Source organism: Acinetobacter sp. IK31, assembly GCF_035615195.1.
GTDB classification, from domain to species: domain Bacteria; phylum Pseudomonadota; class Gammaproteobacteria; order Pseudomonadales; family Moraxellaceae; genus Acinetobacter; species Acinetobacter calcoaceticus_C.
In genome coordinates this window covers 63,956-78,273 of record NZ_JANBOB010000033.1, presented here as the reverse complement: position 1 = coordinate 78,273, position 14,318 = coordinate 63,956, and the positions used below count along the sequence as shown (strand labels likewise).

Genomic DNA, 14,318 nt, shown 5'->3' with positions numbered 1-14,318 from the left:
GATAAAAATACATGGAAAAGTGAATGAATATTATTAGCCAAAGCGTACACAAAGGAAGTGGCAAGCTCAAGGTCATGGTTAAAGACACAATTGATATTCAGGGTCTAAAAACCATTGCTGGCAGTCGAGCTTTGTTAAATGTTGAACCAGCTCAAGATGATGCTGAAGTCGTTAAAAACATTTTAAAAGCAGATTGTGAAATTATTGCGAAAACGAATTTGCACGAATTGGCTTTTGGCATTACTGGCATTAACCATGCTTTTGGTACACCCATTAATCCAAAATATCCTGAACTTATTCCTGGTGGGTCTTCAAGTGGCTCGGCTGCGGCGATTGCAGCAAAACAAGCTGACTTTACTTTAGGTACTGACACGGGTGGCTCTATTCGTATGCCCGCTGCATGCTGTGGAGTTTTTGGTTTAAAACCGACTTTTGGTCGTGTAAGTCGAAAAGGCGTATATCCGTCGTCCAGTTCTTTAGATTGCGTTGGTCCTTTTGCAAATTCAGTCGAAATGATTGAAAAAGCCATGCAAATTATTGACCCAAGTTTTAAACCTGCCCAATGTACTAGCGCACCAAAACTTGCAGTTTTAGATGTAAAAGCAGATGGCGTTATTTGGAATTGTATTCGTCAAGCACTTCAAAAAGCGAATTTACAGACCACTTTAGAAAAAGTTGAACATTTTGAAGCCGCTTTTGACGCAGGCATGCAGATTATTAATTATGAAAATTGGCAAGCTTTTGGTGAGTTAACTCAAACGGGCTTAATTGGTGCTGACGTAAATAATCGCCTGTTAAAAGCTGCTGAAACCACTTTAGAGCAAGTGAAACAAGCTGAAGTCGTAAAGCAAAAGCTTATTCAAGAACTTGATGCTTTATTAGAAAAATATGATGCATTGATTTTACCAACACTTCCGCAAATTCCACCAAAAGTTGCTGAAGCTGAAAATACAGTCGCTTTTCTGAATCTTACAGGTTTAGTTCGTCCATTTAATTTATCAGGACATCCAGCCATTTCAGTGCCACTTGAAACCAGTGAAGGTTTACCTGTGGGCTTACAGATCGTATCGAAGCATCAAAAAGATGAGCAATTATGCGCAATAGCTAAATTTTGTGTTTATGCAATGCAATAAATTACAAGGAGTTAGATGATGAATAAGTTGTCTAAAATGGAGTTTACTTCTCAAGGACAAGCAATAGATTTAGCTGCTTTGTGTCAAGAAATTCGTGAGCGCGCCTGTACAGGCGAATTCGATAATCAGGCGTATGTGAGCCAAGACATTATCGAAAAACTTAAACAGATTGGTGTTTACCGTGCATTAGTTCCAAAACGTTTTGGCGGTGAAGAATGGTCACCACGACAGTTTTGCGAATTAATCGAAACTTTATCTAAAGCTGACGGTTCAGTGGGTTGGGTAGCAAGTTTCGGTATGAGCCCTGCGTATTTAGGAAGTTTGCCAGAAGAAACGCTTAAAGAATTGTACCAAAACGGGCCAGATGTGGTCTTTGCAGGAGGTATTTTTCCGCCGCAGCCTGCCGAAATTACCGATGAAGGTGTAGTGGTTCGTGGACGCTGGAAATTTTCAAGCGGCTGTATGGGAGCCGACATTGTTGGTGTGGGGATTTCACCGCTTAAAAACAATGAAATGCAAGGCTTACCACGCATGGCAGTGATGCCTGCAAAAAAAGCCAAAATTGAAATGACATGGGACACCGTTGGCTTAAAAGGTACAGGAAGCCATGATTTGGTGGTCGAAGATGTATTGGTCGAAAAGAAATGGACCTTTGTACGTGGTGAACCGTCAAAACTGAGTGAGCCATTTTTTAAATATCCGTCACTCTCTTTAGCGACCCAAGTTTTAACTGTGGTGGGTATTGGTGTTGCAGCTGCTGCTTTAGAGGAATTTGAAAAATTGGCACCCGGTAAAGCATCTATTACAGGTGGAACAGAAATTGCCAACCGCCCAGTGACTCAATATGAGTTTGCTCAAGCTGATGCAGAGTTTCAGGCTGCAAAGTCTTGGTTTTATCAAACCATGGACACTGTTTGGAATGAAATTATTGCTGGGCGTGAAGCAACTGCTGAACAAATTAGCGATATGCGTCTGGCATGTACCCATGCAGCTCGAGTTTGCGCCAAAGTGACGCGAAAAATGCAAATGCTAGCTGGCATGACAGCGATCTATACCAACAATCCATTTAGCCGTTTTGTGAATGACACCAACGTGGTGACTCAGCATGCCTTTATGGGTGATGCAACATTACAAAATGCAGGATCAATCAGTTTCGGGTTGAAGCCAACCCCAGGTTATTTATAAGTTTTTAATTTTTTAAAGGATATTGAAATGGAAGCTAAAAAATCATTACGTGTTTTATTCTGCATGGGTATTAACCAAAACTTTTTTGATGCGGAACCTGCTGAAGCAAAAGCAGTTTGGGCAGCATTTGGTGAAATGTGGAATGGCATTCATGACTTACCGGGCGTACATGTTTTTGGAAATCTTGATGATGACCAAAGCATGGTTGGTCCAAGTGCAGGTTGGCCATGGACCACGTATTTGCTTGCAGATGTTCCAGATATTGAAACCGTACATGCAGCTTGTAACTTGTTTAGAACTACGGTTGTGGGCGAAGGTCCATACAAACTTTGGAAATATTGCAAAGTTGAAGCTCGTGTTGGACGTGAATTGATTATCCAACGTTAAGGCGACTGTAATGAATGACAAAGTGAATATTGCAGAAATCATAGAGCGGCTAGAACAGTTAGAAGCCCATAACGCTATTCGTAACTGTCTGAACCGTTATATGGAAATCTGCGACGAGCTCAATGCAAATACAGATCTTGATGAGTTAATGAATCTTTTTGATCAAGACTGCATTTGGGAAGGTATTGGTGAGAAATATGCCAAATCTTTTGGTCGATATGATTCTTGGCAGTCGATTTACGACATGTTTAAAAGCTATACCCAAAAAGAATCTCACTTTGTCATGAATGCGCACTTTGTAAATTCAGAGCAAATTTATGTAAATCAAAATGATGCAAATGCTTCATGGCTTATGTTGCAAACTTCAATGTTTAAAGATGGTCGTAGTCATCTGAATGCAGCAAAGCTCAACGTGAAGTTTCAAAAGCAAGTAGATGGAACATGGAAAATTAAACATTTCCAGACACAGAATATTTTCAGTCGTCCCGTATCGCATTGGCACAGTGAAGCCGAACTGCCGATACCTTCCCAGGAATGACTCAGGACATATTTAAAAGGACTATTGATATGAACAGTATTATCCCAACGCACAACATTGGTATTGATTACGAGGGTTTGGTTCAAAGTGACCGTGCCCATACTTCTCTTTATAAAGATGAACGCATTTTTGATGAAGAAATGGAAAAAATCTTTTATAGCACTTGGGTATGGGTTGCACATGCCAGCGAAATTCCGGAAGGCGGAAGCTATAAAACTATTAATATCGGTAAACAGCCTGTTGTTGCGGTGCGTGACCGTAAAAAGAAAGTCCACGTACTTTTAAACCGTTGCCGTCACCGTGCAGCAACCGTATGCGAACATAAAAAAGGGAAAACCAATAGTTTTGTATGTCCGTACCACGGTTGGAGCTATGCATTAGACGGTAGCTTACGTGGTGTGCCATCTCCGGAAAGCTACGGTGATTGCTTAGATAAATCTGAGTTACCGTTGGTTAGTCTGCGTGTAGAAGAATATAACGGCATGATCTTCGCTTCATTTAAAGAAGACATTCAGCCGCTTGAAGAGTTCCTTGGACCTGCAAAAAAATGGATTGACCTGTTTATGAAACAAGGTGCGGGTTATCCAATTAAAGTGTTGGGTGAACACCGTTTCCGTTTCCCTGGTAACTGGAAAATTCAGCTTGAAAATACGACCGATGCATATCACTTTCCGTTGGTACACAAGTCATTCTTAAGTTCTGTTGATGAAAAAACTGAAGAACTCTTTAACTTCGAAAACCAGCCGGGTTTTGTTGAAGATTTAGGTAATGGTCACAGTGTCATGGTGATGATTCCTGAACTGGTCGATCTAGACGAAGAATTAATGGAACGTCCAATTCAGGAACGTTTTGAAGACTTGGCTCAAGCACTTCGTGATGAAGGTCATGAAGAATTAGAAGTGCGCCGTATTGTGCGTGCTGTCGGTGGTTCTGGCTTCAACTTAAATTTATTCCCAAATATTGCATGCTCAATGGCGTTCTTCCGTGTGTTACAGCCAATTTCAGTTGCTGAAACAGAAATTCATCACTCGGTGATTACGATGGATGGCGGTCCACAAATTGCCAACCAATACCGCTTGCGTTTGCATGAACATTTCCAAGGTCCATTTGGTTTTGGTACACCAGATGACTCTGAAGCTTGGGAGCGTGTACAACACGGCGCCAATGCAGGCAATGATTTATGGATCATGCTCAACCGTGGTTTACCGGGCGAAGTGCAAACTGAAGATGGCTTAAAAAGTGATGTCAGTGCTGAAACAGGTATGCGCGCCGCCTATCAGCAGTGGAAAAAGATGATGACGGCTTAAGGAGAGAGCAATGAATATGAATCTGCAATTATTAAATGAAGTCACTGCTTTCATCTGGGCTGAAGCAGACATGTTAGACCACAGTGAATATCGTGAATGGCTCAATTTATGGAATGAAAAAGGCGTTTATATCATTCCGATTGATCCAAACCTAACCGACTACGAAAACAACTTAAATTATGCCTATGACGATAACCATATGCGTACTTTACGTGTAGAGCGTCTTGAAAATGGTGAAGCGATTTCTACAGCGCCGAAAGCAAATACGGTACGCAGTGTTTCTCGTGTACGAGTTATTCAAGATCAAGACAATGAAATCGTTTTACGCTGTGCTCAAAACTTACGTGAGTTCCGTAAAGAAAACTTAAAACATTATACCGCAGATATTACTTACCATTTGGTTCGTGATGCGGCTACAGGTTTTAAAATTAATCGTAAAATCATTAATTTGGTTAACTCAACCGATACCTTGGCTGGTATTAGCTATATTCTTTAGGAGCAGCAAATGAAACAGGTTGTTTTAGTGACAGGGGCTGCTTCAGGACTCGGTAATGTTATTGCTGAATATTTTGCGAGCCAAGGCCATCAAGTGATTTTGTCAGCCAGTACGCTTGAAAAGGCCGAAAAGGCAAAGGCGCAAAGCCAGCATGCACAAAATATGTTTCCCGTGAAATTAGATATTTCGGTCGAAGCAGATTTTCATGCCGTAGTGCAATGGATTGAAGAGAAATTTTCAAAACTTGATGTGTTAATTAACAATGCAACTGTCACTAAGGCAACTCCGGTATTAGAAATTACCGCAGCCGATTTTGATTGGGTGACCCAAGTCAATCAACGTGGCACCTTTCAGGCTTGCCAAATTATTGGCCAATATATGACTAAGAAAGGCTATGGACGCATCATTAATATGGCGTCTTTAGCGGGACAAAATGGCGGTACTGCTACGGGTGCACACTATGCGGCAACCAAAGGTGCGATTGTCACTTTAACCAAAATTTTTGCTAAAGAATTTGCTGCAAAAGGGGTGACGGTCAATGCGATTGCACCGGGACCGATGGAATCACCGATTGTTCATAGTGTGGTGTCAGACGAAAAAATGGAACAGTTCATCCAGAATATTCCTGTTAAAGCCTTAGGAAGTATGCATTTTATTGCCGAAACTTGTGGGTTGCTCGCGAGTCCAAATGCGGGGTTTGTGACTGGTGCAACATGGGATATTAACGGTGGTTTATTCATGCGCTAAGCATGTAGCTTAAGCATGAAAAGGGAGTTAAATCATGACTACACTTTATGATGTTGTCGTTAAAAATCGCCATGTTGAAGGCGGAAATATTGCAGTCATGGAATTTGAGTCTGCAACCTCCGCAGCATTGCCAAAAGTTGAAGCTGGTGCACATATTGACGTGCACTTACCCAATGGTATGGTGCGTCAATATTCACTTTGCCAAAATCCAAATGACGAAGGTAAGTTCCGCCTTGGAATTTTACGTGACCCTGAATCACGTGGCGGATCGGTCTCAGCTTTTGATGAAATTAAAGATGGCATGCAAATTCAGGTCAGTGAGCCAAAAAATTTATTTCCACTTTTAAAAGCCAAACACAGTGTATTGATTGGCGGTGGAATTGGAATTACGCCGTTAATTACCATGGCATATCAACTTGCCGATGAAGGCGAATCATTTGAACTTCACTACTGTGGTGCTAGTCCTGAAAACTGTGCTTTTGTTGATGAAATTAAAAATGGTGAGTTAGCAAAATACACAACCTTCCATTTTAAATCCGAAGGTGCAAGCCACAGAGCGTTTTTTGAATCTGCCATTAAAGATATTGACCTTGAGAGCCATATTTACACCTGTGGTCCAGTCGGTTTTATGGACTGGGTGATTAACCTTGCTACAACTCACAATTTTCCTGAGCAGCAAATTCACAAAGAATATTTCCAAGTCGAAACTGACACCTCAGGAGATTCATTTGAGGTGGTGGCTGAGCGTAGTGGAAAAATCATTATGGTTGAAGCAGGTGAAACCATTTTGCAGGCTTTGGCTAAAGAAGGCATCGAGATTGAAATGTCTTGTGAGCAAGGCGTATGCGGAACCTGTATGTGCGATGTGATTGAAGGTGAACCTGATCATCGAGATGTTTACTTTACTGACGAAGAAAAAGCCAGCAATGAGCAAATATTGGTGTGCTGTTCGCGCTCTAAAACACCGAGGTTAGTTTTAGATATCTAATGCTCTCGCGATTTATATGGATGTAAGAGAAGGTTTAGGAGAAAGATGATGAATGTATTACAACAAATAGATGAGTTTACGGTTGATCCACTACAGTTTCGACGGGCATTAGGAAATTTTGCAACAGGCGTTACTATCGTTACCGCACAAAATGCACAAGGTGAGAAAGTTGGTGTAACTGCAAATAGTTTTAACTCAGTATCACTCGATCCACCACTTATTTTGTGGAGTATTGATAAAAAGTCTTCAAGTTTTTCAGTGTTTGAAGAAGCGACACATTTTGCCGTCAATATTTTATCGGGCACACAAATTGAGTTGTCTAATAAGTTTTCGAGACGCAATATTGATAAATTTGCAGACACAAACTTTCAGCTTGGTGCAGGACGTGCGCCAATTTTAGAAAATTGTTCTGCGGTGTTTGAGTGTGAACGTTATCAGGTTATTGAAGGTGGTGACCACTGGATTATTGTTGGTAAAGTGGTTCGTTTCCATGACCAAGGTCGAAGCCCGTTGGTGTACCATCAAGGTGCATATTCTTGTGTTATGCCGCATCCAAGCCTTCAAGTTAAACAGACGGAACAGAACGGCGTAGACCAAACACATTATGGGCACTTATATAATAATGTCTGTTACTTGATGAGCCGTGCATTTAAAGCTTATCAAACTGACTATATTCCTAAGCAAATGGCTTCTGGCTTTCGAACCAGTGAATCACGGCTGTTGCTGGTTTTGGCCAGTGGTACTGCTTCGAGTAAAGAAGATTTACCACGAGATATTGCCATGCCAATGCAAGAAGTTGAAAGATCGGCGGAAATTTTAAAATTTGAAGGATTGCTGGTTGATCACGATAATTTATACGCACTGACCGAGAAAGGTAAACAAACGGCGCAGTATTTATTTGATATTGCCGATAGCCACCAAAATGAAGTGTTTAAAAAATATTCTGAGGAACAAAAGGATATTTTTATTACCATGCTGCGAGACTTTGCAGGAGTAGCATAAGCCTCATTAAGCTGATAAATTGAATTGATTTATCAGCTTCTTTACATCTAGCTGACTATAATCAAAAGAATTCCAAGGATAAGGAATTTTTTGGCACACAATTTGTTTATCAATAAAACATGATTGCAAATAAGCCAAGACAGTGAACTACCGCGAAAGAAAATATTTCGCGGTAGCACGTGTATAGAGAGGTAAGGGATGAACCAATATGTAAGTGATGCATTGTTGAATTGGACAACCCATATCAAGAATGTTTGCGGAAATTTTGAAACAGATTTTGATGGTACGCGTAATTTATTCATTGGAGAGGTTCAATGTTTTTTATTGGGTGACACCGAAATTGCTTTTATCAGAAATAATGCAAATAAGATTGTCCGAAAAGCCGATGAAATCGATCGAGTGAATAATCGTTTTTGCTTTTTGATTTTGCAGTATTCAGGAAAAATGCTGCTCGAATATAAAAATGAGACTCTTAGCCTGAATGAAGGCGATATTGTGTTGGTAGATCCGGTCGAAACCATTTCGATGTACCCGCAAGGGTTGGTTAGCCAGATTTCAGTGCACTTGTCGCGTGAAAAATTACTTAAAGAAAATATTAGTACTGAATATTTTGGAAAGCTGATTACTCAAAATATGAGTGGTTTTTTACTCAAGAATATTTTGAAAAACATGTCTGCTGAAAATATTAAACTCTGGTATGCAACCGAAGATGGTAATGCTTTTGAAGATGCATTAATTGCTTTAATCAAACCTACAATTAATTATAAAAATATTAATAGCTCTAATAACCTGATGGAAAAAGCTGAGCGCTATATTATAGAAAACTTAGCAAAACCGGATTTAACACCTAAATTAATTGCAGAACATATTGGGGTATCGTTACGTCATCTCTATCGTCTGTTTCTTCAAGAAAATTTATCTATTAACAAATATATACAGCTCAAACGCTTAGAAAAAGTCAAAACAGATTTACTCGATAAAAGAAATAAACAAAGCTCGATTACCCAAATTGCTTTGAAATGGGGATTTTGGGATGGTGCGCATTTTTCAAAAATCTTTAAAAAGACTTATGGTATTTCTCCTAAAGAATTTAGAGAAGGTATATCGGCTTAAACCTTTCATCTCTTGATGTCATTTTTAGACAAGTTCTGGGTCATTCCTGAACAAGCTAGCCCTATGTAACTGTGTTGAAATTAAATTCATTAGAGCAGGTTAGATAAGCTTAATAACTATAGAAATATTAAGTTGGTCTAATAAATTTCACACACAGGATAGTGCATTTTTAACTGTCTGATTCAGATAGTTCAGGGATAGATGAAAAGGATGAAACCGATGCGTAAACAACGATTATTCAATGATATACAAAAAATATTGGCACTTAACTTATCAATCGCTGCAAGCTTTTGGGGATTAAATACTCAAGCTTATGCTCATGGTGAAAAAGCCGAAATGGTGTCTCTTTATCAAAACATGGGTGAGCAGGGCGCCAAAGTTGTAAAAGATGATTTTACCAATACTTATATGATTACCAAGGGTTCTATGGTGGTTAGAGCTAAACCTAACTCAGATCAGGTTTTGGTGAATGGCAAACCTTTCAAGCTCAGTGTGCCTTTACTAATTAAAGATGGTAAACCTGTTATTGGAAAAGATTTTTTTAATGAAGTTTTCCAGTCTGGTTTAGATCAAACCTTTAAAATTGAAAATACATTTCATCCACTTAATAGCTTAAATTCCGACGAAATTAAAAAGACATTTGATGTCATTAACCGCTCGAAATACGCCTATAAAAATATGCGTTTTGCCGAGTTAAAGCTTAAAGAGCCTGAAAAAGCAAAAGTTTGGGATTACTTTATTAATCACAAAGAATTTAAAGACGCTCGAATTGCATCTTTCATTTTGTTAAAGGGGAGTCAAGCGATTGAAGGTGAAGTTAATCTTAACACTCAACAAGTCACCAAATGGAATGTACTTAAAGACACTCATGGAATGGTGCTTCTAGATAATTTTGAGGCCGTACAGCGTGTAATTGAGACAAGTAAAGAGTATCAAGATGCTTTACGCAAACGCGGCATCACAGATGTGAAGAAAGTGATTGCTACACCACTGACCGTTGGATATTTTGGCGGTAAAGATGGACTTGATAAACAACTCAATATATTAAAAGTCGTCGCTTACCTCGATGTAGGAGATGGTAACTACTGGGCGCATCCTATTGAAAATTTAGTTGCTGTAGTCGATTTAGATAAAGAAAAAATTATTAAGATTGAAGAAGGCGCGATCATTCCTGTGCCAATGGCAAATCGACCTTATATGTCGAATAAGCCCGTAGCAAGTAAGCTAAAACCACTCAATATTACTGAACCAGAGGGTAAGAACTTTTCCATTACAGGCCAAACCGTACACTGGGGTAACTGGTGCTTCCATGTGGCCTTAGATTCTCGTGTTGGCTTACAGCTTTCAACCGTGACCTATAAAGATAAGGGCGTAAAACGTAAAGTCATGTATGAAGGTAACCTTGGTGGAATGGTGGTTCCATATGGCGACCCTGATATTGGATGGTACTTCAAATCTTATTTGGACTCTGGCGAATATGGGATGGGAACCCTTACCTCATCTATTCTTCCGGGAACTGATGCACCAGACAACGCTGTTTTACTTGATGCCGTGATTGCAGATTACAAAGGCCAACCACAAGTAATTCCAAATGCTATTGCTGTGTTTGAACGTTATGCTGGACCTGAATATAAACATCATGAAATTTTTGGTAACCAAGATGCCAGTGAAGCACGCCGTGAACTTGTGGTGCGTTGGATTAGTACAGTCGGTAACTACGATTACATGTTTGACTGGGTATTTGCTCAAAATGGTGTAATTGGAATTAATGCGGGCGCAACAGGTATTGAAGCCGTGAAAGGCGTTAAATCACGCACCATGCATGACAGCACCGCAAAAGAAGACACCAAATATGGAACTTTGATTGACCATAATATTGTGGGTACAACGCATCAGCACATCTATAACTTCCGTTTAGATATGGATGTAGATGGTGAAAAAAACAGCTCCATGCACATGGACCCTGTAGTGAAGGCCAACGACAAAGGTGATGTTCGTACAAGTACGATGCAAATTGATAGCCGCGTGATTACCAATGAACAAAATGCAGCTGAAAAATTTGATCCATCCACCATTCGCTTACTCACGAATTTCAACAAGGAAAATAAATTAGGTAATCCAGTTTCTTACCAATTGATTCCGTTTGCAGGTGGAACACACCCTGTGGCAAAAGGAGCCAATTTTTCTAAAGATGAATGGCTATTTAAACGTCTTAATTTTATGGATAAGCAAATTTGGGTGACTCAGTACAATCCAGAAGAGCGCTATCCTGAAGGTAAATATTCAAACCGTTCGACTCATGACACAGGCTTAGGTCAATTCATTGGCAACAACGAAAATATTGAAAATAAAGACCTTGTGGTGTGGATGACAACAGGTACAACGCATGTAGCACGTGCTGAAGAATGGCCAATCATGCCGACAGAGTGGGTCAATACCCTCATCAAACCGTGGAACTTCTTTGACAACACGCCGACTTTAAACTTGGGTGAAGAAGAGCAAAACACGCAGCACGACCATCACTAAAAATGTGCATGAGCCAGAATGGGTAACGAATAAGTTACCCATTCCTGAGCGCTGGTAAGCCGTTCACAAAAAGGAATTTTGTATGAAAACTCTACTTTCTCAAGTGATGAGAGGGACTCTCTTTGTCTCATTTTTTTCAACTGTGCATGCTGGTGAGCTTGAAATTAAACCGACTTTTGAAGCAACTTTTGGGGCTTTTAGTAGCGGTAAAAGCTATAACGGAGAAAACCTAGATGAAGAAAGAATAAATTGGCAAGAGGGCCACCTTAAATATGGTGCTAAAGGGCAATATACCTTTAAAAATAATCAGCTCTATGCAAGCTTGAGTGGTATTAGCTCAGCAACATTTGGCGATGGCGACGCAGGCCAAAATAGTAATGGTAAGGAACGCAAAACAGATGTGAATGAATGGATCATTGGCTTTAAAGACGGTACCAATAAAGATGAGTTGGCTACCTATGATTTAAGTATTGGCCGACAAAATATCATGATTGGTGATGGTTTTTTCATTGCGGGTGATGCATTAAATCTCGGCAAACCTCCAGCAGATGGCGCCTTAGACCGAGGCGGGGCATATTATCTGGCAGCACGACGCAGCTTTGATTTTACCAGTCTGCTTCAATACAAACCGCAAGAGAATACAACGCTAAAACTGGCTTATTTAAAATCGAATAATAAAGCACAATTTTCATCTGAACTCTTTGTAACTGATCTGATGTATCAGCTTAAAGATAAGGGCGTTGGGTTTACTTACTTAAATGTATTAGACCTTGAAGATGCTGAACAAGTTTCAGGACGACAAGACCTTAAAAATTATGCCTTACGCTTAAATTATCAACCTTTGTCAGAACTACAACTTAAAACTGAGTTTGTTGTTCAAGATAAAAAAGATGGTCAAGAAAATGCAGGTTACGTAGGGCTGAACTATAACTTTTTATCTTCAAAATATACGCCCTCATTAGGTTACCGTTTTAGCCATTTTTCAGACCAATACGATCCGATGTTTTATGGGAATACGGTTGGGTTTGGCACGTGGTTTCAGGGAGAAGTTGCCGGAAATTATGCTGGCCCATTCAATAAAAATGCAGATATTCATCAAGTCTCTTACATGATGAACTTAAAAGAAAATTTTATGTTGGGTGCTTTGGCCTATAAGTTCAAAACAGTAAATAAGTCTTTAAGCAATGTCGATGGACAGGAGCTGGATGTGTTCTCGGTTTGGTCCGTCAATAAAAAACTTAACGTTATTCCGTTGGTTGGACTCTATAAGCCTAAACAGGATATCCAGAGTGGCGGTACTCAAAACTACGATGACAAAACCAATGTGTATGCACAGTTGATTCTGCAATACATCTATTAATAGATTCTTTTAAATGAATTGAGAGAAATAAAAATGAGTGAAGTTCAAATTCTAGCAAGCGTACAGCAATTTATGGCACGTCAACATGGACACTTTATTGATGGAAAGTTAGTTGCTGCTGAGCATTTAGATAAAGTGGATATAGTAAATCCATCGACTGAACAAGTGGTTGCTCAAATTAGTATTGGTAGTCAACAAGACGTTGAAAGCGCCGTGAAAAGTGCTGAACATGCTTTCCAAAATGCTTGGGCGGAAACGACACCGTATGAACGTGGCGTTAAACTGAATAAACTGGCTGATTTAATTGAGCAATATGGTGAAGAACTTGCTCAGCTCGAGACTTTATCTACTGGAAAACTCATCAATATTTCCCGCCATCTTGAAGTCGCACAATCTGTTATTTTCTTAAGATACTTTGCTGGGTGGGCAACCAAAATTAATGGCCAAACCATGCAACCTTCTATTCCATCAATACAAGGTGAAAAATATACAGCCTTTACTTTAAGGCAACCGATTGGTGTAGTCGCAGGGATTGTGCCATGGAATTTTTCACTGATGATTGGTGTTTGGAAAATCGGTTCAGCTTTAACAACTGGTTGTACCATTGTGCTTAAACCAAGTGAGTTTGCCAGCTTATCTTTATTACGTTTAGCCGAACTTGCCATTGAGGCAGGTATACCGGCTGGTGTGATTAATGTGGTTACGGGTAAGGGCGATACAGGACAATATTTAATTGAGTCGCCGCTCGTTAAGAAAGTCTCGTTTACAGGTTCAGTACCAACAGGCATTGCGATTGGCAAGCTCGCAGTGAGCAGTGATTTAACTCGGGTAAGTCTGGAGCTAGGCGGTAAAAATGCCATAGCAATCTTGGCTGATGCCAATATTGATGAGATTTTACCGACTTTGTTGCAAGCAACTTTTGTGCATCAAGGTCAAGTTTGCGCATCTCCAGAGCGGTTTTTTGTACACCATACAAAATACGATGAATTGGTGGAAAAACTCTCTAAAGCACTCTCTGGTTTCAAAATTGGGTCAGCGATGGATGAAGGAAGTATGTTTGGTCCACTTTCTAACCAGCCACACTTTCATAAAGTGAAACATTATTTAGATATGGCAAAAGCAAACAACCAGATTATTGTAGGGGGTGAGGCTTTAGATCAGACAGGATATTTTGTGCAGCCGACTTTAATTTCCTTTAAAAATACCGAGGATCCTTTATTTTCAGAAGAGACATTTGGACCAGTGGTTGGGGTAATGCCGTTTGAAACTGATGAAGAGCTTATTCAGCTTATGAATCAATCGCGTTTTGGTTTAACCGCCAGTATCTGGACAAATGATTTGTCTAAAGCTTTGCGTTTAATTCCTAAAATTGAAGCAGGGACTTTATGGGTCAATATGCATACTTTCTTAGATCCGTCGGTTCCATTTGGCGGCGTTAAAGCTTCAGGGATAGGAAGAGAGTTTTCAGATGCATTTATCGAAGATTACACCGAGTTAAAATCGGTCATGATTCGGTATTAAGCCAATAAAGAGGTT

Annotated in this window: 13 protein-coding genes; all 13 read left to right on the top strand. The window is 39.9% G+C overall.

The genetic code is table 11. The annotated features are described in order from the left end of the window. Nucleotides 1-23 precede the first annotated feature (23 nt). The 13 genes from MSG66_RS17160 (at nt 24) to MSG66_RS17100 (ending at nt 14,303) form a co-directional block, all read left to right on the top strand. Nucleotides 24-1,133 (top strand): amidase, encoded by a 1,110-nt coding sequence (locus tag MSG66_RS17160; protein WP_324654731.1) that lies wholly within the window; start codon nt 24-26, stop codon nt 1,131-1,133. Nucleotides 1,134-1,169: 36 nt separating this feature from the next. Further along, a complete protein-coding gene (locus MSG66_RS17155) occupies nt 1,170-2,318 on the top strand; it encodes an acyl-CoA dehydrogenase family protein (protein ID WP_324654880.1) in 1,149 nt (382 codons plus the stop codon). Nucleotides 2,319-2,345: 27 nt separating this feature from the next. Further along, entirely contained in the window at nt 2,346-2,705 is a 360-nt protein-coding gene (locus MSG66_RS17150; protein ID WP_000387554.1) for a hypothetical protein, read from the top strand. Between the two features lie 10 nt (nt 2,706-2,715). Next, nucleotides 2,716-3,243, top strand: coding sequence for a nuclear transport factor 2 family protein (locus MSG66_RS17145; protein ID WP_202741944.1), 528 nt, complete (start codon nt 2,716-2,718; stop codon nt 3,241-3,243). Nucleotides 3,244-3,272: 29 nt separating this feature from the next. Beyond that, complete coding sequence (locus MSG66_RS17140) at nt 3,273-4,550, top strand: aromatic ring-hydroxylating dioxygenase subunit alpha (protein WP_324654730.1); 1,278 nt, start codon at nt 3,273-3,275, stop codon at nt 4,548-4,550. 10 nt (nt 4,551-4,560) lie between these two features. Next, nucleotides 4,561-5,046 (top strand): aromatic-ring-hydroxylating dioxygenase subunit beta, encoded by a 486-nt coding sequence (locus MSG66_RS17135; RefSeq protein ID WP_016137987.1) that lies wholly within the window; start codon nt 4,561-4,563, stop codon nt 5,044-5,046. A 9-nt stretch (nt 5,047-5,055) separates the two neighbouring features. Further along, nucleotides 5,056-5,793: an SDR family NAD(P)-dependent oxidoreductase gene (locus MSG66_RS17130; protein ID WP_324654729.1), complete on the top strand. Its 738-nt coding sequence runs from the start codon at nt 5,056-5,058 to the stop codon at nt 5,791-5,793. A gap of 34 nt (nt 5,794-5,827) precedes the next feature. Continuing rightward, on the top strand, nt 5,828-6,781 hold the full coding sequence (locus tag MSG66_RS17125) for a PDR/VanB family oxidoreductase (protein ID WP_324654728.1): 954 nt from the start codon (nt 5,828-5,830) through the stop codon (nt 6,779-6,781). Nucleotides 6,782-6,826: 45 nt separating this feature from the next. After that, the gene (locus MSG66_RS17120; protein ID WP_003651976.1) at nt 6,827-7,783 is read left to right on the top strand and encodes a p-hydroxyphenylacetate 3-hydroxylase reductase component; all 957 of its coding nucleotides are present in this window, start codon (nt 6,827-6,829) and stop codon (nt 7,781-7,783) included. Nucleotides 7,784-7,981: 198 nt separating this feature from the next. Beyond that, complete coding sequence (gene feaR, locus MSG66_RS17115; protein WP_324654727.1) at nt 7,982-8,896, top strand: transcriptional regulator FeaR; 915 nt, start codon at nt 7,982-7,984, stop codon at nt 8,894-8,896. Nucleotides 8,897-9,106: 210 nt separating this feature from the next. Beyond that, complete coding sequence (tynA, locus tag MSG66_RS17110; RefSeq protein ID WP_324654726.1) at nt 9,107-11,422, top strand: primary-amine oxidase; 2,316 nt, start codon at nt 9,107-9,109, stop codon at nt 11,420-11,422. Nucleotides 11,423-11,564: 142 nt separating this feature from the next. Beyond that, nucleotides 11,565-12,782, top strand: coding sequence for a hypothetical protein (locus MSG66_RS17105; protein ID WP_324654879.1), 1,218 nt, complete (start codon nt 11,565-11,567; stop codon nt 12,780-12,782). Nucleotides 12,783-12,815: 33 nt separating this feature from the next. Further along, on the top strand, nt 12,816-14,303 hold the full coding sequence (locus MSG66_RS17100; protein WP_324654725.1) for an NAD-dependent phenylacetaldehyde dehydrogenase: 1,488 nt from the start codon (nt 12,816-12,818) through the stop codon (nt 14,301-14,303). Nucleotides 14,304-14,318: the final 15 nt, after the last annotated feature.